This window comes from Xanthomonas cissicola (assembly GCF_008801575.1).
GTDB classification, from domain to species: domain Bacteria; phylum Pseudomonadota; class Gammaproteobacteria; order Xanthomonadales; family Xanthomonadaceae; genus Xanthomonas; species Xanthomonas cissicola.
Window position 1 is genome coordinate 1 of the sequence record NZ_VZPL01000061.1, and the last position, 23140, is coordinate 23140.

Annotated in this window: 21 protein-coding genes; 19 read left to right on the plus strand and 2 right to left on the minus strand. The window is 61.2% G+C overall.

The window, feature by feature from the left end; genetic code table 11:
* From F7R02_RS19425 to F7R02_RS19440, 4 genes are all read left to right on the plus strand, one after another.
* Window positions 1–127, plus strand: a 127-nt coding sequence (locus tag F7R02_RS19425; RefSeq protein WP_151210081.1) for an integrase core domain-containing protein, incomplete at its 5' end; no start/stop codon positions are given.
* A 65-nt stretch (window positions 128–192) separates the two neighbouring features.
* Window positions 193–519: a hypothetical protein gene (locus F7R02_RS19430; protein WP_139371055.1), complete on the plus strand. Its 327-nt coding sequence runs from the start codon at window positions 193–195 to the stop codon at window positions 517–519.
* On the plus strand, window positions 516–3095 hold the full coding sequence (locus F7R02_RS19435) for a putative type IV secretion/conjugal transfer ATPase (RefSeq protein WP_139371056.1): 2580 nt from the start codon (window positions 516–518) through the stop codon (window positions 3093–3095). Before F7R02_RS19430 ends, F7R02_RS19435 begins: the two co-directional genes overlap by 4 nt.
* A gap of 16 nt (window positions 3096–3111) precedes the next feature.
* Window positions 3112–3468, plus strand: coding sequence for a hypothetical protein (locus F7R02_RS19440; protein ID WP_078590740.1), 357 nt, complete (start codon window positions 3112–3114; stop codon window positions 3466–3468).
* Here the strand turns inward: F7R02_RS19440 and F7R02_RS26450 are convergent.
* Entirely contained in the window at window positions 3465–3971 is a 507-nt protein-coding gene (locus F7R02_RS26450; RefSeq protein ID WP_167521064.1) for an HNH endonuclease, read from the minus strand. The two genes, F7R02_RS19440 and F7R02_RS26450, sit on opposite strands and share 4 nt — an antisense overlap.
* Window positions 3972–4027: 56 nt before the next feature.
* Here F7R02_RS26450 and F7R02_RS19450 point away from each other — a divergent pair, with 56 nt between their 5' ends.
* From F7R02_RS19450 to F7R02_RS19475, 5 genes are all read left to right on the plus strand, one after another.
* The gene (locus F7R02_RS19450) at window positions 4028–4687 is read left to right on the plus strand and encodes a hypothetical protein (protein WP_078590702.1); all 660 of its coding nucleotides are present in this window, start codon (window positions 4028–4030) and stop codon (window positions 4685–4687) included.
* 59 nt (window positions 4688–4746) lie between these two features.
* A complete protein-coding gene (locus tag F7R02_RS19455) occupies window positions 4747–5550 on the plus strand; it encodes a hypothetical protein (RefSeq protein WP_078590704.1) in 804 nt (267 codons plus the stop codon).
* A 455-nt stretch (window positions 5551–6005) separates the two neighbouring features.
* Window positions 6006–7262 (plus strand): hypothetical protein, encoded by a 1257-nt coding sequence (locus F7R02_RS19465; RefSeq protein WP_078590708.1) that lies wholly within the window; start codon window positions 6006–6008, stop codon window positions 7260–7262.
* A 78-nt stretch (window positions 7263–7340) separates the two neighbouring features.
* The gene (locus tag F7R02_RS19470) at window positions 7341–12587 is read left to right on the plus strand and encodes a strawberry notch C-terminal domain-containing protein (protein ID WP_235857471.1); all 5247 of its coding nucleotides are present in this window, start codon (window positions 7341–7343) and stop codon (window positions 12585–12587) included.
* 8 nt (window positions 12588–12595) lie between these two features.
* Window positions 12596–12934, plus strand: a complete 339-nt coding sequence (locus F7R02_RS19475) for a hypothetical protein (RefSeq protein WP_078590712.1) — start codon at window positions 12596–12598, stop codon at window positions 12932–12934.
* Between the two features lie 18 nt (window positions 12935–12952).
* On the opposite strand, the gene F7R02_RS19480 is transcribed toward F7R02_RS19475, so the two are convergent.
* Complete coding sequence (locus F7R02_RS19480; protein ID WP_078590714.1) at window positions 12953–13351, minus strand: hypothetical protein; 399 nt, start codon at window positions 13349–13351, stop codon at window positions 12953–12955.
* A 106-nt stretch (window positions 13352–13457) separates the two neighbouring features.
* On the opposite strand from F7R02_RS19480, the gene F7R02_RS19485 reads away from it, so the two are divergent.
* From F7R02_RS19485 to F7R02_RS19530, 10 genes are all read left to right on the plus strand, one after another.
* Window positions 13458–15644: a DNA topoisomerase gene (locus F7R02_RS19485; RefSeq protein ID WP_078590741.1), complete on the plus strand. Its 2187-nt coding sequence runs from the start codon at window positions 13458–13460 to the stop codon at window positions 15642–15644.
* A gap of 225 nt (window positions 15645–15869) precedes the next feature.
* A complete protein-coding gene (locus F7R02_RS19490; RefSeq protein WP_078590716.1) occupies window positions 15870–16610 on the plus strand; it encodes an EAL domain-containing protein in 741 nt (246 codons plus the stop codon).
* A 56-nt stretch (window positions 16611–16666) separates the two neighbouring features.
* The gene (locus tag F7R02_RS26455; protein WP_167521065.1) at window positions 16667–17428 is read left to right on the plus strand and encodes an adenylosuccinate synthase; all 762 of its coding nucleotides are present in this window, start codon (window positions 16667–16669) and stop codon (window positions 17426–17428) included.
* A gap of 426 nt (window positions 17429–17854) precedes the next feature.
* Entirely contained in the window at window positions 17855–18196 is a 342-nt protein-coding gene (locus tag F7R02_RS19500; protein ID WP_078590720.1) for a hypothetical protein, read from the plus strand.
* 7 nt (window positions 18197–18203) lie between these two features.
* The gene (locus F7R02_RS19505; RefSeq protein ID WP_078590722.1) at window positions 18204–19001 is read left to right on the plus strand and encodes a hypothetical protein; all 798 of its coding nucleotides are present in this window, start codon (window positions 18204–18206) and stop codon (window positions 18999–19001) included.
* The gene (locus F7R02_RS19510) at window positions 18998–19402 is read left to right on the plus strand and encodes a hypothetical protein (RefSeq protein WP_078590724.1); all 405 of its coding nucleotides are present in this window, start codon (window positions 18998–19000) and stop codon (window positions 19400–19402) included. The genes F7R02_RS19505 and F7R02_RS19510 overlap by 4 nt, the downstream gene beginning before the upstream one ends.
* The gene (locus F7R02_RS19515; RefSeq protein WP_078590726.1) at window positions 19396–20901 is read left to right on the plus strand and encodes a DNA cytosine methyltransferase; all 1506 of its coding nucleotides are present in this window, start codon (window positions 19396–19398) and stop codon (window positions 20899–20901) included. The genes F7R02_RS19510 and F7R02_RS19515 overlap by 7 nt, the downstream gene beginning before the upstream one ends.
* 22 nt (window positions 20902–20923) lie before the next feature.
* Window positions 20924–21517 (plus strand): hypothetical protein, encoded by a 594-nt coding sequence (locus tag F7R02_RS19520; protein ID WP_235857473.1) that lies wholly within the window; start codon window positions 20924–20926, stop codon window positions 21515–21517.
* Window positions 21514–22521, plus strand: coding sequence for a hypothetical protein (locus F7R02_RS19525; protein WP_078590730.1), 1008 nt, complete (start codon window positions 21514–21516; stop codon window positions 22519–22521). Before F7R02_RS19520 ends, F7R02_RS19525 begins: the two co-directional genes overlap by 4 nt.
* A complete protein-coding gene (locus F7R02_RS19530) occupies window positions 22518–23138 on the plus strand; it encodes a hypothetical protein (RefSeq protein WP_078590732.1) in 621 nt (206 codons plus the stop codon). The genes F7R02_RS19525 and F7R02_RS19530 overlap by 4 nt, the downstream gene beginning before the upstream one ends.
* Window positions 23139–23140: the final 2 nt, after the last annotated feature.

Genomic DNA, 23140 nt, shown 5'->3' on the forward strand with positions numbered 1-23140 from the left:
CACCGAAATCGAACGCTGGCGACGCGAATACAACGAGGACCGACCCAAGAAGGCGATCGGCGGCATGACCCCGGCTGCTTATGCCCAACATCTGGCAAACACCGATATCATTACCCCCGGACTCTAAACCAAACCACTACTCAGGGTGGGGGGACGTCGAGACCCACCTTCGTGCTCAAGGATGGCTCTCGCATGACGCTTCTTCGAGTCAATGGTTCCAGGCGCATGATTGGTGTTGATGAGTTTCGTGAGATTGATGGACGCCTGACAAATTCACTCAAGGCATTCATGCGTGGTGGTGGTCATGCGCTGTCGTGCATCTTCGAGTCTGATCCAGACCTCGTCGAGCGCGAGGTGCGTGAAGCGCAGAAACCGATGCGGGACACTGCTGTCCGGATTGGTCTGAACCTCGAAGATCTCTTCGAGGAAGATGTCGCGATGCTGAGGGAGTCCTGCAGCGCTGAGCGCTGCTGGGTCGCTCTCTATACTCGCCCATCGGCATTTCCGCTACCGAGTTGAAGCGCGATGTTGCGGCGCGCATGGAGCTGCTGAAAGACAATCCCATTCCCACGATGGAAGATGCACCCAATCTGTTTCGGGTGATCGCTGGGCTCAAGAGCAGACATGATTCCTTCGTCTCCTCCTTCATGCAGGAGATGGCAGCGGCCGAGATTTCCCTGGTGCAGCTGGAGGTGCACGACGCTTGCCGGGACATGCGCATGTCGATTGACCGAGAGTTCACGGCAGCAGAGTGGCGCCCAAGCCTTCCCGGCGACAAGATCCCTGTGCGCGAGCAGCGGCGAAATCCGGCGGATATGTCTGGCGCGCTGTGGCCACGGCTTGACCGCCAGCTGGCGCCCCGCAACATCCGGGAAGAGAGCTCCACCTCCTGCACTGTAGGGGCGATCGCCTACAAGCCGATGTACATCTTCATGCACCAATCAGGGAACGAGACGGTGCCGTTTCAGGCGCTGTTCCGCCGAGTGAGGGACACCCGTGCGCCTTGGCGGATCAAGTTCCAGATCGAGTCGGGAGGGCTAACCTCCCTGGGCTTTAAGCGTCTGATTACCGCGATCATCGGGTTCACCAACCCGGAGAACGGGCTTATGCGTGCCGCAGCTGATCGCATCGAGTACCTGGTACGTGAGCAGAACGAGCTCGATGTGAAGCTGCGGGTTGATCTCACCTCTTGGGCGCCGGCAGGCAACGCGAAGCTGCTGGAGGACCGTACATCCAAGCTCGCCCGTGCGGTGCAGGCGTGGGGTGGTACGGACGTCAGAGAGCTGTCAGGCGATCCGGTGCAGGCCTTGGTGGCGACCACGCCAGGGTTGAGTCTGAACAGCCCGGCGACGGTTGCCTGCGCGGCACTGGCGGATGTCACGCAGATGCTGAGCTTCTACCGACCGGCGTCACCTTGGGATTTCGGCGCGTTGATGTTCAATTCGCCGGACGGCAAGCTTTTTCCGTTCCAGCCATCGTCCTCCGTTCAGTCGAACTGGATCAACACAGTTATCGCCGAGCCCCGCGCGGGTAAGTCGGTGCTGGTGAACGCGATGAATCTGGCATTCACCCTGTCTCCAGGTCTGACCGACCTGCCGTATATCGCGATCATTGACATCGGTCGCTCCAGCTCGGGTTTCACCTCGCTTATCCGGGAGGCGGCGACGGAGCAGTCCAAGCACCAGGTCGTGCAGTTCCGGATGCGGATGCGTCCCGAGGACTCCGTGAACCCATTCGACACACAGCTTGGCTGCCGGCGCCCGCTCCCCCACGAGGAGGCGCTAGCCGTCAATTTCACCACGTTGCTTATGACGCCTCCGGGAGAGCCGCATCCAGCCGACGGCATGGCTGGGCTTTGCGCTGGTGTCATCGATTATGCGTACAAGCACTTCGCCGACAATGCGCAGCCGCGCCGGTACAGTCCGCAAACGGAGGGCGCTGAACTGGTCGATCGTGCCATTGTCGCGCATGGGCTCCATGTCGATCGCAACACCACCTGGTGGGAGATTGTGGACCAGTTGTTCTCTCGCGGCGACATACACGCTGCGTCGCTAGCGCAGCGCTACGCTGTTCCAACGCTGACGGATCTGGCGGCTGTCAGCCGTGAACGGCAGTTTTCTGACCTGTACGGCGAAAAGATGACGAACTCGGGCGAGCCGCTGCTACAGGCATTCGCGCGAATGCTATCGGAGGCTATTCGTCGCTACCCGATCTTGTCGCGTCAAACGGCATTCGATGTGGGCGATGCAAGGATCGTGTCGATCGACTTGGATGAGGTGGCAAAGCAGGGTAGTGCGGTGGCTGATCACCAGACCAACGTTTGCTACATGCTTGCCAGGCATGCTGCTGCCCGCAACTTCTACCTGCGCGAGGAGCACATCGATTCCTTCCCGCCCGAGTACAAGGCACACCACGAACAGCGAATTCGTGAGATCCGGCAGAACCGCAAACACCTGGTGTTCGACGAGGTACATCGCACGTCAAAGGCTGCCGCTGTACAGAATCAGCTTGAGCTGGATGCGCGAGAGGGTGGTAAGTGGGGAGTCATGCTGACGCTTATTTCGCATCGGCCGCAGGACTTCCCAGAGGCCGTGCTCTCGTTCTCGACGGGCAACTTTGTTCTTTCGCCAACGGATGACGATTCGGCTGAGCTGATGCGGGACAAGTGGCAGGCATCCCCGACAGTGCTCCACGCGGCTAAGAAGCATATCCGCCCTCCAACCGCGAAGGATGGCTCGACGATGGTGGTGATCTTCAAGACGAGAAGTGGGCCGGTCACCCAGCTCCTCAACCTGAAGATGGGGGGCATCCGGCTTTGGGCCTTTTCGACGTCAAACGAGGACTCCTACGTGCGCGATGTCCTTTATGCACAGATCGGCGGACAAGAAACACGGAGGCTGCTCGCTGCGCTTTATCCGGCGGGCACATTGTTGCCTGAGATCGAGCGCCGAAAGCTCGCGCTGCAGAACAGCGGCGTTATGGTGGATAGCGAAAAGGAAGATGGCGTGATCAATGAACTCATCCGCGAGATCAAGGGCAAATATGATGCTGCCCGCCTGCAGGGGGCAGTGGCCCAAGGTGACCGCCGTGCATAACAGAACTCGTCTGTGGATGCTCGCATTGATCAGTATGGCTGGCGTTTTTGGCGCCGCACAGGCACAGGTTGTTAACCGGTTGACCCCACCCCAGTTGGAGCCGGCCGCTGCCGCCGGTACGCCGACGCCGACCGCCTCCAGGGCGCCGGTCACCGAGTACGCACCGATATCTCCGCCGGCGGCCAGCGTTCTGACGGTAGTTTCTCCTTTGCAGGACCAAATCGCCGCTGAGCTGGCTTTCCTGCCCAACGAGACCAATGACGAATACACCGCGCGTATGCGCACCCGGTACGACCAAGTCAAGAAGAACGCGCAGCGTGTTGACGCTGAGCACGCTGCCAGGATGCGGGCGCTGGTGCAGGCGTGGCGCTAGTAGTCCATGGCGACGGCTGTATGACCAACCTCCACGCCATGCGCCGCAAGATCCACGCCGACTCGCTGAAGCCACGAAACATCGAGCTGGTACCGGAAACGGGAGCGTTGGGCATTCAGATCGAGCGCGGCTCGAACCGCGGCGGCGGCTTCCGCAGGTGTGGTGTGGTTCACATGGCAATACCAAGCGAGTGGGCGCTGAATCTGACCTCGGGCCAGCCACCGGCCGAGGTGTTTGACCCCGTGGCAGGCCGGGCACAAGGAGACGAGTCGATCGAGGCGCTGCAGCAGGAGGCGGTCGTCGAACGTCCACACCTCGTGGCATTCCACCGGATGCTGGTGCCCTTGACCGCCGCAGATCTCGCAGCGGCCGCCAGAGGCGGTAGAGATCAGAGACTGGAGGCGGGACCAGGTGGCCACACGTACGTTGCTGCGGACGTTCTTGTACCAGCAGCTGGAAGGGATCAGTTCGATGGTGAGGCGTGGCTGGGCGGGCACGGTCATGGCTTGCTTCGGTGTTCGCGAAAGTGCACTATTATTGTTAGATAAAATGCCAGTAAATGACAACGAAAGTGGATAGCGACGAAGCCGAATCCGCAATGCGTAGCCGTATGGCTGCAGCGTTGGGCTTTGTGGTCGGGACCCAGCGATGGCAGGGGGTTTCGCTGCAGAAGGTTGCCGTGGGAGCGGAGACGCACAGGAGCAACCTGTCGTCCTTCATCCGCAGCCATGGCTGCCGGCGGAACATTTCGGATGTCAAATTGCGCGCGGTGCTTTTCGCGCTGGGCCTCCATTGGGATCTGACGCTGACCAGGTCCCTGCACAGGTGGGACTTGGGCGCTGACGATCATCTGATGGGCGGCCTGAGAGTGCTTCTCGATGTCATGGGTCGATATTCGGTGGGCGTCGTTACCACTGCCGGCTGTCGGGAGTCATTTTTCCTGTTGATCGCGGATGGAGGTGCTGTGGCCATGCTGCGTGCGACCGGTGAGGTCGCCTCCAGTGTCGCCAAGTTGCTCGGCGTCGACAGGATCCTGGTCGACAGCGACAGGGCAGTTTCGGAGACCGTCCAGCGAATCTGGCTGACACAAGATGTTGCCGTGGCAGAAAAGATGGTGCGTGGCCTGATGGAATCCTGCGGCGTCGCTGAGGTGGGCATTAGTCGGCGAGACGAGGCAATACGTGAACACGAGAGTCGGCAATTGATCGCGACAGCCTAAGCGGGCGGCGGTAAATAGCTGATGTGATGGTGATGGGGTCAAAAGACTAGGAGCATTCGATGTCGAAAACGAAAATCTCGGTGAGCGGATTGGCTCATCTGCTGGCGCAACTGTTGGGATACGACATCTATACGCTCTCTCGGGCGGCGAATATCCCACGCGCCAACGTAGCCTCTTGGCTGGGTGGCAATATTCGCGGCCTTCGCGTGAATACCATCGTCGAGCTGATGGGGATGCTTGGCCTCCGACTGGACGCCGGCGCATGGCGTTTGGACTCCCAGAGAGTCCATTTTTGGCGCGTGAAGCTTGGTGCGTTCACCAAGGTGGAGGATGCGTTGGCGGCGGTGGAGCTGCTTTCACGGCTGCTGGGTGCCAATTCTGCGATCACGCAGGTCCATCCACCGAAGGCTGTTCGTGGGCGGAGCGGCCTGGTGCGCACGGATCAGTACATGATCGGTGGCGGGCAATGCCGCGTGGTCGTGTCCGTCACGCAACCGTTCTTCCGCAAGGTCCGGGTGACCCCGGATGTGGCCAAGGGGGCGATGTGGCGCGACGACAACCGGCATCACACGATGCAGATCCAAGCATCGCATTGGCGCCAGGTGCTCGCCCGCGATATGACGGTTAAAGAGTTCGACCAGGCCTTCGAACAGAGTATGGGTGCGATGGACTGGGGTGACCTGGCGCTGGCCGCACGGCAGTTCAATTTGACCCCTGAAGATCTGCTGGGGTGGGTGCGCGAGCGCTACGAGCCTGACATGGGTAGCCAGGCTGCAGCTGACGACATCGAGGTAACTGGTTCGCAGAATGTCATTCTGCTCGGTCGTGACATCGCGCCACGTCGAACTGGATCCTACGGGTGATGCCTGCGCACGGCCAAAGTTGCACGGTGCAACTCGGCGTGCCCGTCGGCGCAGCAGCGGGAGGCGAGCGTGAAGCGCTCGGAAGTCTTCGATCGGATCCGATGCGGACCCGAGACACTGGCTTTGCGTTGAGGCTGGCCGATGAGGTTGCGCCCTCATCAGCTGCTGCGCACACGGCACTGCTGGCGCTGCGAAACTTGTGTAGCGGTCGCGGACGGCAGCCGCGATGGCTGTCGCAGCAGGTTGCATAGGGCAAGAACCGTGAAGCGTTCCTGATCCGGTCAATAACAAAAGATACGGTGAAATACGCGAAGATACGCGAAATAACCACGTTTGATGGCAAAAAAAGCGTGCCTATATGCCAATGAAAGTGGTAGATTGATCCCGAGCCCAAACGGGTCTCGGGCCGCAAGTACGCAGTGCGGTCCTCCTTTCGACATTATCTGGAGATCGCAATGTCCGCACTTCGCTCCCTGCGTGAGTCCGCCGCCCCGAAGGGCGGTGGACTCACCCCCAATACCTTCGCCGCCGTCCTGCAGGTGTCCACCGCTGTAGTCGAAAAAACCGGCGACAAGGAAAGCCTCAAGCTGACCGGCATCGTGCTCAACGAAGTGCCCGGTGCAGGCCGCGACCTGCCTGTGGCAGTGGAGTTCCGCGGCGACGACGCGGAACGCGCGGTGAGCAATTTCGTGAAGGGCCATGGCGGTAGCCGAAAGATCTTCGACAAGCCGGAGAATGCAGCCGGTTCGGTCTTGACCCTGGAGTCCTGCTACCTGACCGACCAGATGTCCGACGACGACCGCATGGTCGTCAGTTCGCGCTGGGTCAACACGCTGCAGAAGGCCAATGAAGCCACGCACTCGGACCGCAGCTTTCTGGAAGGCGTCATGGCGACTTCGCCGCGCGTCAGCTTCGAGAACCCGAACTTCCGCGAGGGCAATGAAGAACCGCGCACCATCACGATTCCGGTCTCGCAGGAAAAGTTCACCGCACGCGTGCAGACCGAGCACGGCACCTTCTCGCGCGAGTTCGACCGCGCATGGGGCATCGAGCGACTGAACAAGCTGTCGAAGGACGCCAAGCCGTCCGTCTTCATCGACACCGTCGAGCCGAACAATGCCAAGCTGGTGACCAGCGAAGAAGAGCTGCGTGCCGCGCTGACCGAGCAACTGGGCCGTGGCACGCGCGCCCTGGCGCTGCTGCGCGTCACTGATGGCGAGGAAGTCATCGATCGCCTGGTGTATGGCCAGTACAAGCGTGAAGGTGACGAGTACCTGCCCGACCCGGCAGCAACCCTCGAAGAGCTGTTCAAAAACAATGTGTTCCGCGACATCGCCAACACCGCCCTGCTGGCCGGCCTGGCCGACGGTTCGCTCAAGATCGACTCGATCCCGGGTTACCGCCTGAGCTATGCGGGTAACCCGCTCAAGGACGACAACGCGGCCTACAAGCTCGTCTCGGATCTGAAGGCGAACAAGGTGACCCGCTACGAGATCGCCTTCGGCAAGGAACCAAACCGCTTTGCGAGTGTTGTCCTGCCGGGCGTGGCCCGTAATGACACCATTGCCGGCTTCTCGCCGATCAACGTGATCGCCGATCGGCCCGGCCGCCATGCCGCGCACGAAATCGCCACGGCGCACATCGATGCCAAGGCCCAGGCGGCAGTGGCGCCGGAACCGGAAGATGAGCCGGCCGGCAGCCCGTCTCCGTAATCGCTCGTTGCAGTAGCCGACTCAGCCGCCTCCGGGCGGCTGAGTCGTATTGAGCTCCAGAACCTCATGAGATCTTCGATGGATGCAAATACGCTCGTTCGCTGGGTGCGCTTGGACCCGGCCAATCCCCGGGTGCGTCTGGTAGGTGCCCAGTTCCCGTCCGGCACGCGCAAGCTTGTGCTCCTCGGCGGCGACGAAGTCGCCCCGTCTACGCTCAGCGCTCTGGCGCAGCTCGGCTTCTACCAATCTCCACGTGGATTGGTGCTGCGCGACGAGCTTAAGTTCACGCTCGGCGAACTGCGCCGCGCGTTCCCTGGCGCCGAGCCTGTGGAGGTTCCGGTTGGCCGTGTAGTCAGGGCGCTACCGCGCAGAGCGAACGCCGGCGACCCGGTCAACAGTGGCGACCTGCAGGCCAACAACATCATCGGCGCCATCAGGGAGCTTGGCCGCAACTCGGCTGGGGAAACCGTTTTCGAAAGCGAGCTTGGGAGATTTGCACGCCGCGACCACGAGGTGGTGGGCAGAGAGAGCGAGCTTGCAGGTGCTGCCGGCGCCTCGCGCTTTCTGCGGGCGCCGGATGCGGTTGAACTTGCTGGCTGCGCTGATGGGTTCGTGGTCGAAATGCGGCGGGGCAAGCCAATGCGGTACGCAGACCTACGGCGCTGGGCAGCCGTGGTCAACGACGCTGCCGAGGAGCAGGTGGAGACATCCCCGTTGCTCCGGGTTTGGCAGGAAGCCGTTGAGGCCGCCTTGGTGCGCACGCTTGGCGCCCATGGCGCGGCTGATGTGCCGGCTTTCGAGCTCGCCAGGAGACTCGAAGAAGGGCAGCCCCCGTTCAAGGCAAGAACCACCAGCTCGATCATAAATCAGCAGTACTCCACTACGCTGCCGTTGGCAGTGGCCGTCCAACACATTGCGGGTGACCAGCGAGGGAAGCTCCTGCTGGAGCCCACTATCGGCAACGCGTCGCTGGTGTCGCTGATCCGTGACGCGACCATTCATTCGGTCGACATCGATCCCGCTCGCGTAGCATCGGTCCGTCGCGACCGTCCCGACATCGTGGTATCTGTCGGCGACTTCCTGGCGGATCCGCCGCCGTCGCCGGCAACCGATGGTAAATTCGACACCGTGCTGTGCAATCCACCTTTCGGCGGGCTTGCGCGACCTGTCATGGTCGACAGGCTGAAGGTGGGAAGGCTCGATCATCTGGTTCTGGTCAACTCGCTGCGCCTGCGACGAGATGACGGGCTAGCTGTTTATATCGTTGGCGGCGACAACGCACTCGATAGTAAGGCGGGCGAGGTCAGGGGAGGGTCGCGCTACTTGTTCAACTGGTTGGCCGATCACTACCAAGTCGATGTGGTGGAGGTCGATGGCGGACTGTACGCAAAGCAAGGCGCCGGCTTCCCCGTGCGGCTGGTTGTCATTGGCGCCAAGGGTGCAAGCGCCAGCCCGATCCCTGAAAGATTGGACGTCCTGCAGGACCACGAGTCCGTCATCGCGTGGGCGCGAAACATGCGGGCGCGTTACGCGCAGGCACCGGCCCCGGCGCTGCTGCTGAAGCAGGTAGCTGTTGAGTCGACCCCGGCGTTCGACGCCTCACACCTGGATGTGTCGTCCAACCGGATAGTGCTGAGCGAGGCAACGCCTGAGCCTATGTTCGACGCGATGGATCTGGATCTGCCGGCAGACAGCATAGAAGCTGCTGTACATAACGCGCAGGCATCCACCGACCATGCCGATCCACTGCCGCCGGGCGGCGAGGAGGACAGTGCGGCGAACGTATCAGCTGTCGACGAGAACAGCTATCAATCGCCATACATCGCCCAGTCACGCGTCGGCGAGGCGTCGGCGATGATTCCACGGAATCTCCAAACTGCCACTCGTTCGGCCCTGGAGCGCATCGTTGACGAACATGGCGACATCGACGATTTCGTGGCGAAGAATCTGCATTGGCGAGTAGACGAGATGCGTGAGCGCGAGTACCTGTCGCCCGAGCAGGTTGACGCGGTCGCGCTTTGTATCTACGCAGAGCAGTATGGGCGAGGCTGCCTGGAGGGCGACCAGACCGGCCTCGGCAAGGGGCGTGTCATGGCTGCCATGGCTCGCTATGCAGTTCTCCGCGGCAGGCAGACGGTCTTCCTCACCGAGACGCCGACGTTGTTCACCGATTTCTGGCGAGACGTGCAGGACATTGGATCTGCCGACCTGTTCAAACCGATGATCGTCAATGACGGCGTTCCTGTGTACGACCCGAAGTCGGGCGAGACGCTGGTGCCGGCGACACCGAGGTCTACCCTCCAGCGGGCACTTGCGGAAGATGCGATTCCATCGGAGTTCAACCTGGTGTTGGCCACCTACAGCCAGTTCAATCGGAACGCCACCACATCGCCAAAGGCCAGATGGATTTCCGGTGCAGCACGTGACTCGCAGCTGCTGCTGGATGAGGCTCACAATGCGGCGGGCGACTCGAACACCGGGCGAAACATCGCGGCCGCGATCGAGGCAAGCCGCTCGGTGACCTATAGCTCTGCGACCTCGATGAAGGGAGCAAAGAATGTGCTGATCTATAGCGCGCTCTTCCCGCAATCTGTTGATGTTGCCGGTCTCCCGGAGACCTTGCAAACAGGCGGTGAAGTTCTCCAGGAGGTGCTGTCAGGAATGATGGCCCGCGACGGAGTATTCATCCGCCGAGAGCATGACCTGAGCGCGCTTACGTTCGATACGGTGGCTGACAGCACCCGCCTGGAGCGCAACATCGAACTATCAGACAAGTTGGCCGAAATCCTTGAGCTGATGAACTTCGTTTCCGGTGACATCAATGTGTTGGTCAGCGAGCGCAACAAAGAAATCGAAAAGCTGCGTGAGCTGATTCCTGAGCAAGAGCGCAAGGGCGCGCGCATGGGCGCGATATCGATGAACTTCGGATCCCGCCTGTTCTCGATCTACCGGCAGTTCCAGATGGCGATCAAGACGGAGCTGGCGATTGACCGCGCGATTGCGGCCCTTGAGGCTGGCAAGAAACCAGTAATCGTATTGGAGAACACCATGGAGTCCCTGCTCAGGGACGTAATCACCAACAGCCGGGCCGATGGCTTCGAGGACCTGGACGAAGAGATGGCGAACGCCGCCGCCGCTGTCAACGCCGAGCAGGATCTTGCGGCCGGGGTAGACCTTGGCCAAGACATCGTGTTTGCCGATGTGCTCCGGAGGATGTTGGACAAGTTGCGCTACTACAGTGAAACGACTGGCTATGGCGAGGTAGTTCGGCGGGACGTAACCAGCAAGGAAACGCTTAAGCTCATCGCCAGCATTGAGAGCTTGATCGGAGAGTTTCCCGATCTTCCCGCCTCGCCGTTGGATCAAATCCGAACGCGGCTTGAAGAGGCAGGGTATGCCGCGGACGAGCTTAGTGGGCGCAGTTTGCGCATAGAGCGACGCACAGATGGTGTTACCGGCGAAGCTAAGTCCGTGGCCACTGTCAGGCCTGAGCGCCCCAAGGCACGGATCGTGCGCGAGTTCAACATGGGAGAAACCGACGCGCTCCTGCTCACGCGGGCTGGCTCGACCGGCATCTCATTGCACGCCAGCGAGAAGTTCGACGACCAGAGGCAACGGGTGTTGATCGAGCTGCAGTCGGCTGCCGATGTGAATGTGCGGGTCCAGTTCTTCGGACGGGTGAACCGCAAAGGCCAGGTCAGCAGCCCCGAAGTTGAGACGCTCTCCTCGGGGCTGATTGGCGAGGCACGCCCCATCGCGATGCAGAACGCGAAGATGCGAAAGCTCTCGGCCAACACCACGGCCAATCAGGATTCGGCCGCGCTGGACAGAAACGTACCCGACTTCATCAACGTGGTCGGCGACCAGGTGGCAAGACGGTATCTCGAAAGCAATCCGTTGATCGCGCATCGACTCGACATTGATCTTGATATCGAAGGCGACGATTCGGGGTTCCAGCAAGAGGCCTATTTCATTACCAAGCTCACCAGCAGGCTGGTGATGCTTCGTAATGCCGAGCAGGAGGCGATCTACGAGGAGATCACCAGCGAGTACACCCGGATCATCAAGGAACTGGATGAGAAGGGCTTGAACCCGTTCAAATCAAAGGATCTGGATCTTCGCGCCACCGAGGATTCTCGAATCGTTTTTGAGGGTGGGAACGCTCAGTCCGGTTCGGTGTTTGAGCAACCTGTCTTCCTCAAAACCATCAGCTACACCGAAGAAGTGCTGCTGCTGCGTGCGGTGGATGTCAAGGCCCGTTGCGATCGCACGGAGGCGCGCTTTGACTCAGCTTATGGACACCCGCTGGCGCGCGTCCTGACCCGCATGGCGGGCTCTCTGGAGCGATTGGCGCCCAAGTTGCTGCAGGAGGGCGCTCAAGGCCGAAAGGAGAGCGTAGACGAGCTATTGGCCGCCACGGAAGTTAATGCAGTAAAGCGCCTTCGCGATCGCATTGACTTCATTGCGCGAACACTGCCGCGATGTGCGCCTGGCGCGCTGGCGACGTTCTCCGGGGCCGAAAACGCCAGAACGGAAGGCGTGATGGTGGACATCACGTTGCCGAATAACGAGAAGAAGATGCATAACCCCGGGCAATACACGGTCCTCATTGCCGTGCCTGGTCAGTCCCAGCTGGTGGAGCGCAGCCTGTATGCGCTTATGGAAGACCCCGCATTCTCGACGCGCCTGGTCGGCTCGCCCGCGTCTGGTCTTTGGGAGGCTTTCGACGCGGCCCCTGCAGGGCTGATAACCCGGACGCGGTGCGTCCTGGATGGCAATCTGTTCAAGGCGGCCCAGATGGCAGCGGCCAACAAGATCGGCAGCTGCGTCATGTACACCGATCAGCATGGCGCGCGGCATCGCGGCGTGATGCTCAACGCCGGCATCAGGCCCGACCATATCAATTCGCTGCGTGTGCGTATCGAGACCCCTTCGGTAGCTTCATGGTTGATCCAGGAGCATCCGGATACCCAACTGTCGACGAACAGCCAGGGGGAGTATGAGCTCGACCGGCACGCGGCCATCGAGCGGGATGGCCCCCTGTTGAAAATGACGGTGCCAGGCACGAAGGCCTGGGGCGGGAAGTACTTCAGCAGCGAGCCGTTGTGTGAGCTCACTGGGGAGTTCGCCGGAACCCGCGCCTACATGGTTGCCCGGTTTTCCCCGGACAAGCTGCCTGAAGTCCTCAGGATCCTCACTTCCATTGGTGTATCAATGTATGGACCTTCTGAGGTCCGCGCCGCCATTAACGATTTCATCCTCGGTAAATATGGATATACTAACGATTGTGACGCGGGCCGTCCCGCGTTCTCCCTGGCAGGATAGGAGCCGAAATGAGTATCTGGGCGCAAATCTGTGAAGCCTTGCCGGTGCCGGAGGAGTTCGGCACCGAGTGCCCCTACGTGCGGTTCTCCCATGTGGCCGACGACGGCGGTGAAGGCGAAGATCTGACGCTCGAATATCAGGAGGCGGATCCGGCATCGCCAGCGACGATCCAGGTGAGCCACAGCGAGTGGCGCCTGGTTGCCGGTCAGCAGCAAACGCTCCCGCTTCTGAGCGTCACTTTGCAGGCGGAAAGTGGCGAGCCGGTCGAGCCTCAAAGCGTGCGGCGGATTGCTGCCTCGTTGGCCGCGGCGCTGATGCAGGCATCTTCGTTCCGGTTGATCCGGTGAGGCCGCATGCCCAGGTACTCACTTCTTCGCTTTGAAGTTCGCTTCCAGGTAAGTGCTAAGCGCTTTGGCCGGGATCTTCGGGCCGTATTTGCGCTGGATGAACTCCTGAACCTTGGCGAGGGGCAGGTTCTCGTCGACGAAGATCTGCAGCACGGGGCGTTTGGAGTCCAGCAAATCACGGATGCGGCTGCTGAGACCAAAATTATGGGTAAGCGCGAAGCGCCGAGCTTCCTTCATCTCAGCGCTGCGAGGGCTCACGACCAATTTGCCTGCGACTTCCTGCGCCGGTGGTGGCGTCTTCGCTGGCGTGCTCGCTTTCGCGGGCGCGCTCTTACGGGCAGTCGTTGTCGTCGCAGAGCCCTTTCGGACAGCGGCGCTCTTGACCGGCTTGGCCTTGGTGCGGCCTGTCGTCGTCATCGTTCGAGTCCTCGGCTACAGGGACCGTTCCCCAACACCGTGATTCTACAAAACCCTTTCGCGCTTCGTCCTGCAGGATTTGGTAACGAAAGTGGTGGAGACCCCTGTGCCTGAGTTCAAACTGTACGTTGCCGAGAAGCCCTCGGTTGGCAAAGCGCTGGCTGGCCACCTCGCGAAGAGCGCGCCGGCGGTCGGTAGATCGGGAAGCCACATTGAGGGTTCCAACTGGGCGGTGTGCTGGCTGCGTGGGCACGTGTACCAGCTGGCGGAGCCGGACTACTACATCGAGCGCACCTATCCGGAGGCCAAACGTGGGGCTAATGGGCGCTTCCCCTGGCTCTTTGACCACCTGCCGCTGCTCCCAGACAACGACGAGTGGCGGCTTGTACCGGTGGGCGACAAGGCTGAGATGATCGACGCCGTACGTAAGCTCCTGACACGTGCAACGGTGGTCGTGCACGCGGGCGATATCGACCGCGAAGGCCAACTGTTGGTTGACGAAGTCCTGGAGGATCTCCGCTGCCTGGTACCAGTGAAGCGGGTTTTGCCGAAGGCCATTGATGATGTGTCCGTCCAGCGCGTTCTTGCAGATGAGAGGGACAATCGTGACTTCGCGCGGATGCGCGATGCAGCCATTGCACGAGGCCGCGCGGACTGGCTGGTAGGGATGAACTACAGCCGATGCGTGACGCTTCAGGCACGTGAGGCGGGCTCGACCGGGCATGTATCTATAGGACGTGTTCAGACGCCTGTGCTGGGGCTGATTGCGTCGCGGGAGCTGGAAATTCGTAACTTCAAGCCCGTGGACTACCTGGTGCTCACTGCCATGATCGCTGTGCAGGCAGGTAAGTTCCGCGCCAAGTGGCGCCCGCGCGACGGGCAACCGGGTATCGATGAGAACGGGCGGCTGCTTGACGCTGCAGTGGCCGCCATGGTGCACCAGCAAGTTGCAGGCAAGACCGGACGGATTGCCGAATACCGTGACGAGCAGAAGAACGAAAACGCACCGCTTCCATTCTCGCTTGACGAACTGCAACGCCTGGCGTCGCGCCGCTATGGCATGGGTCTGGAGCAAACCCTGAAGGTTGTCCAGGGGCTTTACGATTCCAAGCTGGTCACCTACCCGCGTACAGATTGCGCTTATCTCCCCATGAGCCAGCATGCGGAGGCAGCTGAGATTGTCCAGGCAGTGCGCGAAGGCTTCCGCGGAACTGACCTGCCGGCGCAGCTAAGCCAGTTGGATATCGGTCGCAAGAGCAGGGCGTTTGACGACAAAAGGGTCACAGCGCACCACGGAATCGTGCCGACGCCCAAAGCAGCGAATTTAGAGGCACTTTCCCGCGAAGAGCGGCTCATCTATGAGGATATTGCCCGCCGGTACCTGGCGCAGTTCATGCCTCCACACACGTACCGAAAAGTCAGCGTGCGTGCTGAAGTCGCGAATCATGACTTCATTGCCAGTGGTCGCACGACGTTGAAGCCAGGGTGGAAGGAGTTGTATGGGAAGGCGGAGCAGGCTGCTGATGACGATGCTGCGCCGCAGGACAAGGGCGACGATGTGAATCTGCCTGCGATGCGGCAGGACGAAGCAGCGCGGTGCGAGGGGCTCGACCGGGAGAACAAGAAGACCGAGCCGCCTTCGCGGTTCACTGACGATACCTTGCTCGAAGCCATGGTCAACATTCACAAATACGTGACCACTCCGCAGGTGAAGGCGCACTTTGTGGCAATGCTGAAGAAGAGCGAGGCCGGGGCTGATGACCAGGCCCAAGGCTGCGGAATCGGCACGCCTGCCACGCGACATACCTTCGCGCCCAAGCTGATAGAGATTGGCGTGGTGGAGCACATCGCCGGCAAGAAGAAGGCGAAGTTCTTCGCGCCAACGGCTGCTGGTCTTGCACTCTACGAAGCGCTTCCCAGGTCGCTGACGGTTCCAGATGCCACTGCCGTGTGGGACATGGCCTTTGCGAAGATTGAAGCCGGGGAAATCACCTTGGAACAGTTCATGGCGTTCCAGGCTAGGCAGATCAACGCGATGTTGGCAGAGATCCGTCAGCTGCGGATCGTGCTTCCCGACCTGGGCCCACGTCGTGTGCCCCCCACGAAGACAGCGGGGAAGCGGAAGACTGCGTCAAAGGGCGGCAAGAAGGCGAACGGCGGTAGCGGCGCACCCTGCGAGAAGTGCGCCAAGGGAACGATGCAGTTGCGAAATTCGTCACGAGGACCTTTCTATGGCTGCAGCAACTTCCCGGTATGCAAACACACGGCGCCCGCTGATTCAGCAGCTGCTTGATAGCGTCCCACTTTCAGAACTGGGATTGGAGCTTTCGTGTCGCGGTCAACGTGTGGAAATAATGGATGACCAATGCCATGTCGTGGCATCGGTCGCTGCAGGTGCTGGCGCGCACGAGCTTGGCGAGATGCTCGGAGCAATGCTCACGCATGCCCGTAACTTCGGTCGCCGGGAGGCATTCGAGGCCATGCGCGCGCGATTGGGTGTTCGACCAGGAGCACGCGAATGAAGCGGCAGCCGAGTATGGCGCTGGCTGTAGTTCCGGTGTTCCAGCCGGTTATCGATCTGCTGAACGGGGAAGCGCTCTATTTCGAGGCGCTCGCGCGAAGCACCAGCAAGCGTAGTCACGGCGAGCTGCTCAGCTTCGCCGAGACCTATGGCTTCATTGAGCTGGTCGATCTCGCCATGCTCGACCAGGCGACTGAATTCCTCGCTCGCTCGCCGGGTATCCGGATAGGTGTGAACGCATCGGTGAGCACAATTGAGCGCAACTGCGGTCCTCTGGTGGCGGCAGTGTTCATGCATCTTCAGGAGGCTGATCGGTTGGTCGTGGAGATTACCGAGTCGATTGCGGTCACGAATCCCAGGGTGGTGCATTCTTTCATCGCAGGCGTGAGAGCTGCGGGCGCCAAAGTGGCCTTTGACGACTTCGGGGATGGCTGCTTCTCATTCGAAGACATTGTTCGGTTCAAGCCGGACATCGTGAAGCTTGCCGGCGTGATGCTCGGGCGTCGTAGTGAGTACAGCCGGGACGTCTCCCGCGTGTTGGCGCTGGCGGAAGGGCAGGGGTTCATTGTTGTCGCGGAGAACATCGATACCGAAGAGAAGCGGCAAGCGTGCATCGACATGGGAATCCGCTACGGCCAGGGATTTCTGCTTGGGGAGCTCGCAAGTACACCGATTCGGACCACTGCTCCGGCTTCGTTGGACGCCCGGAGAGACACTCGGGTGTCAGTGAAAAGCTGATGTGATGGTGATGGTGTCAAAAGACTAGCCGACTCGTCGGCGCAGGAGAGATTCGGGTGACGGAAGAAGGCGAATCGGATCGCAAAGAAGGGCGCTCGCCCGCGGCGACGCACAATGCGTTGTGCGCAGTCGCCGTTCGGTGGCTGAGAAAGCACAATTCTGCCGGCGGACACGGCTGTTCGGTGGCGCAGACGGAATGCTATCCCGGCTGGCGGGGGGAGCAGCCAGATGCTATCGGATGGCGGCACGCGGGCTTCCAGGACGGTAGCGTGCTGATCGAAGTCAAGGTGTCACGCGCCGATTTTCTGGCCGACGCGCGCAAAGAGCATCGAATTAAACCCGCGCTAGGTGCCGGCAAATGGCGCTATTTCATGTGCCCGGAAGGTCTCATCAATGTCGACGAAGTGCCGGAGCGCTGGGGCCTCTTGTGGGTGTCGGATAAGGGCACTGTGAAGGCGGTTGCCGGCGCCGCGGCTGCGCTACGGTTCTACACACGGGTGCCGGGCGACGATGCCTATGCGACCGAATTGGATCGTTACGCCTTCCCTGAGCGTAATGTTGAGGTCGAACTGGCGATGCTGGGTCGACTGGTTGCGCGGGTACCGAACATGGAGGCGGCGAACAACAAGATCCGGGAGGCGAATAACCGCGCCAATCGCTTGGCCACCTTGTTGGAACGCGAGCGAAGGGACAACCGCGCCAGGCGGATGCGTTGGATGGCGGCGAGCTGCGGTGATGACGGGTGGCTCACGTCGGGGTCGGATGGGGAAGAAAGTCGTCAGGATGAGTCTGGTGCAGCGCGCCAGCTGGATACGTAGGGCCGCATGCTAGGGGCTGGCTCACGGATAACATTCGCTATTGCGCCGGCGCAAGGCGGTACTTGATGGCAAATCTCCCCAGCTATGGGGGCGAGACCGGCGGTAGTGAGCGCAAGTGATGTGCTGGGTGATTGAAATGTTGGATCAGTGCGTGATTACTGGACATGGAGCATGCGCGTGGCGTACGGATTGCGAATGGGGTTCAGCGGGCGCTCGCCTCATCGCAACGTGCGAGAGGTGCCGGGGTGGCGAGTTGTCGTGAACCGGTCGCCGGACTGTTCTGCCACCGAAGTCGCTGCAGGGCGGCGGCGCGCACATATGGCGACATAAAAAATCCGTAGATTTACCAATGAAAGTGGCGCAAAATTGCCATGCGCGGCACGCCGGGGTGGGCATCTAGCCGCAGCCTGACAGGATTGTGCCACCATGAACGTTGCGAACAAGCCGTCGATCCACTACACGCTGGTGAGCGTAGATGGGTGTGAACGCACGACGTCGTACTGCCCGGCCATCGAAGGCTATCGGGACTACCACGACAGCGGCTGGACCCCGAGGGAGCCGGAGCAGCAAACGGCCAGGGCTGAGCTGGAGATTGACTGGGGTGGCGGACGTCACCAGATGCTGAAGCTGGAGGGCCATCGGCACCGCGATATCGAGATGTACGACAAGCTGCCGGAGTTGCTGGAGGCCATCGGCAGCGGGGATCAGCCCGAGACCGCGCTCCAAGATGCCTTGACGGGTGCATCCCGTCTGGCGATGGCGGGCTGAGGCGCATATGGACAACAATCTTCAGCCGCTGTACGTCTCCGAAGCCGAGCGCCAGGTTATGGCGGCGGCGTTGAGTAATTTTGCGCGAACGGGCCAGGTCACGCGTGACCGTGCCGTTGATGCTGGTAACCACGAGCTGGCGGTGTCATTGACCACGCAGCTGGATGCAGCAGCTGCAGCCCTGGTTCGGCTTCAGTCGGCCGCCCCAAAGGCTGAAGCCGTCGACTTGGGCGACCGGCTCAAGTTGCACGGCACCGCGGCCGGCTTGCTGGGTGGATCATTTGCCGAGAGTCCGCTGTGGGCGCGATCGCGCCACTCGCAGCTGCCGGCGTCCGAAGGCACGCAATGGGAGGCCGACCGTCGCGGCGTGGCCGAGTTGGTGGTGGGGCACCTCAAAGAGATGATGGCCGATCTGCCGGCGCCTGCTGGCCATCAGTGGAAGCTGTACGAACGCCACGAGCTGACCTGGTACATGGGGGGGCCTGGTAACAGCGTCAGTGCGTTCCTGGAGCCGCTGAACATGCATGGGAAGCGCGCAGACCAATCCCACGGCGAAGTACGCGTCTTCCTGGACGAGCCGCGAGCCACCATCTTCCTTGGCACCGGCCCGATGGTTGAAGGGCAGCACCGCTCCGTATTTGCTGACGGGGCAGCGCATACCAGCGGGAAGTCGTATGCCGAAACCCTCTTGGTGGCAAAAACGCTTATTGCGAGCAGCATGGCCATCAATCAACACGTTGCCACACTGCAGGCTTCGGCGCCGGCAGAGCCAGAGGAGGAGTATGAAGGGGCTTTCAAGCCATGAGCGTCCGACGTATGGTGCGGGCGCCGATATCCGCCTCGACGCGGGATGATCTGCGCAGGAATTGCAATACGACCCAAGCGGTCGTTGAGACGGCCGCGCGGGCCGGCAAGATCCTCGAACCTCGGGACGCGTATAAGGAGTTCCGGGCCGCTCAGGATCATTTTGAGGTCGGGTGCTGGCTGGTGTACTACCGGCAGCAGATGGCGGGCGAGGGCGCTGACGAGGCAATTTACGAGTGCGCCGAGTTGCTCCGTCGGCACGGGCTGCAGGAGCCGACGCGGAACTTTGAAACTGTGTTCGGTTTTGGCATCGACTGCTACTGGTCCGTGGTCGCGAGCCAGCCTCGGGGCCGCGGCGCTGGTGAGGTCTGCCAGATGCAGCCTGAGGTGCGAGCATGCTGAGGAAGCTTCCGGCTCAAACCGCGCTGGCGGCGGCAACACAGGTCGCGAGCGCTTTACCGCGCAATGGTCAAGCCGGATTCCCGGCTCACGTGCAGGTGAGCTACACAAAGCTCGGACACAGCCGGGGCCAACCACGGCTTTGGCTGGAAGGTCTTCGCCTGGGCAAGTGCGGGTTTTTGCCGGGATCAAAGTTCCGGGTAGAACTTGATCTTGTCAACCGCCAGGTTCGGCTCAAAGTAGATGCAGCAGGTGATCGCACCGTATCGAAGCGGGAAAAGGCAGTTGTAGGCGGGGAGATCAGGCAGACGCCGATTGTAGACGTCACGGGTGGCGCGCTTTCCGACGTCCTGGGCGAGGGCGCGCGCGTACGCGCCACGCTAGCGGCAGGGCAGATCGTTTTCGATCTCCACCCTGCCGACCTCGCCCTCGAACAACGCGAGAAGAGCACGCGGGAGCACGTCCGCGATGGGTACCTGACCGAAGCGACGCTGTGCGCGGGGGCGGGTGTCTCGACGTTGGCGCTGAAGGAAGGTCTGGAGCGCGAGGGTCTGCGTACACGCGTGGACTGGATTGTAGATCGCGAGGGCGCGTACCTCGAACTGGCATCGCAGAACAACGACGCGATCGGCTCCGACACCCGGCTCTATGAAGCATCGCTGGAGGAGATCGATGCGCAGGCGCTTTCACACGTTGACGTGTTGCAGGTCTCGTTGCCGTGCACGGGCCACAGCCTGTCGGGAAAGGCGAAGCGGAAGTTGGACAACGCCGAGCAGCATCCCACCGATGCGCTGGCGGTCTATGGACTGCTGCGGATCCTGGAGGTGGTCAATCCGTCTATCGTCATCTCGGAGAACGTCGAGCAGGCGCGCGATAGCGCCAGCTACGATCTTGTGCGTGCATACCTTGATGCACAGGGATATGTGATGTCGGACGTGGTTCTCGATGTCAAGGTTGCGGGAACGATCGAGAATCGCAAGCGCTGGTGGTTCTGCGCGATCAGCAAGGGCCTCGCCGAAAGCTACTCCATGGCGAACCTCCCAGCCCAACCACGACTGTACGAGACGCTCGGCGATGCCTTGGACGCCGGCGCACACAGTGATGAAAGCCGCTGGCGGGCGTACGAGTATTTGGCCGAAAAAAACGCCCGCGACGCGGCGGCAGGCAAAGGATTCAAGCGCCAGCTGGTTACCCCCGATGCGACGGAGGTTGGGACGATTGGGCGCGGCTACGCCAAAGCTCGAAGTACGGAAGCGTTTCTAATTCGTGAAGACGGACTGCAGCGATTGTTGAGCCCGGTGGAGCATGCGCGCGTGAAAGGCATCCCGGAGAAGTTGGTTGTCGGTGCGAGCACCACGCTCGCGCATGAGGCCCTTGGTCAATCGATCCTATTTGGACACGCAGCCGCCATCGGCGAGAGCTTGGCGGTACATCTGAAAAGTCGAGTCGGTAGCACACCGGAAGCCGATATAGATGAGGCTGACCGCGGCTTCAGATTCTGAGCAGTACATAAGGAGCAGACCCATGAAGAAGCAAACACTGACCTATACAAAGGATCCACGCTATACGGTCGAACTTGATTACACCGAGGCGCATCCTGACGACCCGGGCGCTGGTACGCCGGCAATGGTCTGTGGACCGAACGGCACAAGCGGTACCTTCTTCTGTGTCCGCGATACAGGGTGGTTGAACGAAGGCGAGCGGAACGGGCACGAGGTGCCACCGGGGGTGAAACAGTGGCTTGTGGAGAGAGAGGATTTGGTGGACGGCTATGTCAACGCGGCGTTCGCCGACGCATCGAATCACCACAGAGATGCAGTTTCGCCTGCGGACACTGAAGCCTCGCCGATGATTCAGGAATTTACCGTCGCATCCGAAGGGGCCTCGCTGGATGAAGTAGAGATCGTCGGTGCATCCATCGACGACGATCAGTTCCAGTTCCTCCTGGACACGAACGGTACGGTCTACGCGCGCGATCAGAACGGCGTAGTGATGGAGCTCTCGTTCGACATGGATGGCGAGTCGCTCGTTGCGCTTCCAATGAAGGAAACCGCAACGGGGCTGGAGCAGATGATCGACGACGAGTGGCGCGAGCACGTGCCGAGGATGTCGCCATGATGATTCGTGGCTTGCCGTATGAGGGAAACGTGATCCTCCCCGTGGTCCTATTGGGCGAGGGAAACCAGGTCATTCCTTTCCGGGACGTCTGCTACCGGGATCTCTGGAGGTCGGACCTGGTGAGCGAGGTGGACCCATCCGCGCCTGAGCAAGGTCATGCTGCCTATTACACGGTCTTACTGACGTCAGGTGGAGCAGATTCTGCCTATGACGTGGACATCGATGTGCTCGACTACCGCTCTGCGGAGCTCGTCGGTGAATTGTGTGACAGCCTCCACCGCGCAGAGAAAGCTCTCATGCGTGCAACAGCGCGCAGCGTGGACCCTGATCAGCGGGTGATGGCAATTCAAACGATCGAAGGTTGTGCCCGCGCGTGGCTGCGGTGCAATCGAGCCGTCCCCGTAACGGTGAATGCAGAAGGCGCGCCCACGCAGCAGCCCCTGGCGCGGCCGCGCCAGGGGCGGTGCGTGGACGAACTGGAGTCGAGTTCGTCCACGGCGTTCTGGCAGGTGAGAGAGCTTCTACCGCAGGCAGTTAGCTCACTGATGGTGAACCTAGTTGATCGCGAAGACGCCAAGATGTTCGACTTTCTGCATGAGCAGCTGATCACGGTCCGTGAATTCGGCTTGACGCTTCGGCCGTGGGTGATGGGAGGGGCTCAGGGGGAGCCGCCGCTGAGTCGCAGCTTCTACGAGGCGCTGAATGTGGACCCGCAGCCCTGGGCGATACCTGAGTTTGATCTCAAGCCTGAGGCGTGGTTGGTCGCGCTCCGAGAGCGCGGCTTCGACTTCGATCCTGCGAGCACCTCGATTGAGGATGACCTGGTGGACCTCCGCAACGAAGACGGTGAAGCCGTGGTAGGCCGCCGCCTTGCAAGCAGGATCGCCTGGTCGGTTGATCATTTGTGTGCACGGCACAACCTCACGCGCGAAGACCTGCAGTTAGTGGCTCGGGACACAATGCCTGCGGCGGCCGATGCGGCATCAATGGGAATGAAGCGATGACTGCGACCACCCACGTCGTTGAGCGTAACCAGGCGCGCGTGTTCGCGCTTAGCGCTGCGTTGGCAAGCGTACTGCCATATGCCCTCTCCCGCGCCGAGGACCTCAACGACCTACACGACAATGGCCAGGCCGACAGCCACACGCCTGATGCGCACCTCAAAGCAGCGGCAGCCTATGAAGGGGCTCAGCAACTGCTGCAGGAGGAGAGCATTAAGGCCACGTCACGGGGGCTTTCTGCCCGAGACGTGGGCTCGCGGCTCGCATTTGCGTTGGAGCTCTATTCCATGGCGCCGTTCATTGGTCAGCAGTACGGTGAGTACGCGCTGCAGACCGCGCGGGAGGCTGTCCGCAATTGGCGCCTTGGCAGCGCCGGCGAGGGCGCTACCGATGCCGCCTTGATTGCGCTGGCCGGGCCCCTGCGAGAATGTCTCGAAGACTATTTGGATCTGCCCGGCATCACGAGCCAGTATGGCCAGGTCAACTTTGACCATGGTGCCGGCGCCGTGGATGCCTACTGGACTCTGAGGCTGGCGGAGCTCCTCCCGCCAGCCACGCACGAGCCGGCGTGTGTGGCTGGCGTTGACGAAGTCGAAGAATCGCTGCGGATGGGGGTATAGCG

Excerpts from the sequence above, each read along its gene's own strand:
- F7R02_RS19430 (WP_139371055.1), top strand. The coding sequence starts at position 193 with ATGACGCTTCTTCGAGTCAATGGTTCCAGGCGCATGATTGGTGTTGAT.
- F7R02_RS19440 (WP_078590740.1), top strand. The coding sequence starts at position 3,112 with ATGCTCGCATTGATCAGTATGGCTGGCGTTTTTGGCGCCGCACAGGCA.
- F7R02_RS26450 (WP_167521064.1), bottom strand. The coding sequence starts at position 3,971 with ATGACCGTGCCCGCCCAGCCACGCCTCACCATCGAACTGATCCCTTCC.
- F7R02_RS19450 (WP_078590702.1), top strand. The coding sequence starts at position 4,028 with ATGACAACGAAAGTGGATAGCGACGAAGCCGAATCCGCAATGCGTAGC.
- F7R02_RS19455 (WP_078590704.1), top strand. The coding sequence starts at position 4,747 with ATGTCGAAAACGAAAATCTCGGTGAGCGGATTGGCTCATCTGCTGGCG.
- F7R02_RS19465 (WP_078590708.1), top strand. The coding sequence starts at position 6,006 with ATGTCCGCACTTCGCTCCCTGCGTGAGTCCGCCGCCCCGAAGGGCGGT.
- F7R02_RS19470 (WP_235857471.1), top strand. The coding sequence starts at position 7,341 with ATGGATGCAAATACGCTCGTTCGCTGGGTGCGCTTGGACCCGGCCAAT.
- F7R02_RS19475 (WP_078590712.1), top strand. The coding sequence starts at position 12,596 with ATGAGTATCTGGGCGCAAATCTGTGAAGCCTTGCCGGTGCCGGAGGAG.
- F7R02_RS19480 (WP_078590714.1), bottom strand. The coding sequence starts at position 13,351 with ATGACGACGACAGGCCGCACCAAGGCCAAGCCGGTCAAGAGCGCCGCT.
- F7R02_RS19490 (WP_078590716.1), top strand. The coding sequence starts at position 15,870 with ATGAAGCGGCAGCCGAGTATGGCGCTGGCTGTAGTTCCGGTGTTCCAG.
- F7R02_RS19500 (WP_078590720.1), top strand. The coding sequence starts at position 17,855 with ATGAACGTTGCGAACAAGCCGTCGATCCACTACACGCTGGTGAGCGTA.
- F7R02_RS19505 (WP_078590722.1), top strand. The coding sequence starts at position 18,204 with ATGGACAACAATCTTCAGCCGCTGTACGTCTCCGAAGCCGAGCGCCAG.
- F7R02_RS19510 (WP_078590724.1), top strand. The coding sequence starts at position 18,998 with ATGAGCGTCCGACGTATGGTGCGGGCGCCGATATCCGCCTCGACGCGG.
- F7R02_RS19515 (WP_078590726.1), top strand. The coding sequence starts at position 19,396 with ATGCTGAGGAAGCTTCCGGCTCAAACCGCGCTGGCGGCGGCAACACAG.
- F7R02_RS19520 (WP_235857473.1), top strand. The coding sequence starts at position 20,924 with ATGAAGAAGCAAACACTGACCTATACAAAGGATCCACGCTATACGGTC.
- F7R02_RS19525 (WP_078590730.1), top strand. The coding sequence starts at position 21,514 with ATGATGATTCGTGGCTTGCCGTATGAGGGAAACGTGATCCTCCCCGTG.
- F7R02_RS19530 (WP_078590732.1), top strand. The coding sequence starts at position 22,518 with ATGACTGCGACCACCCACGTCGTTGAGCGTAACCAGGCGCGCGTGTTC.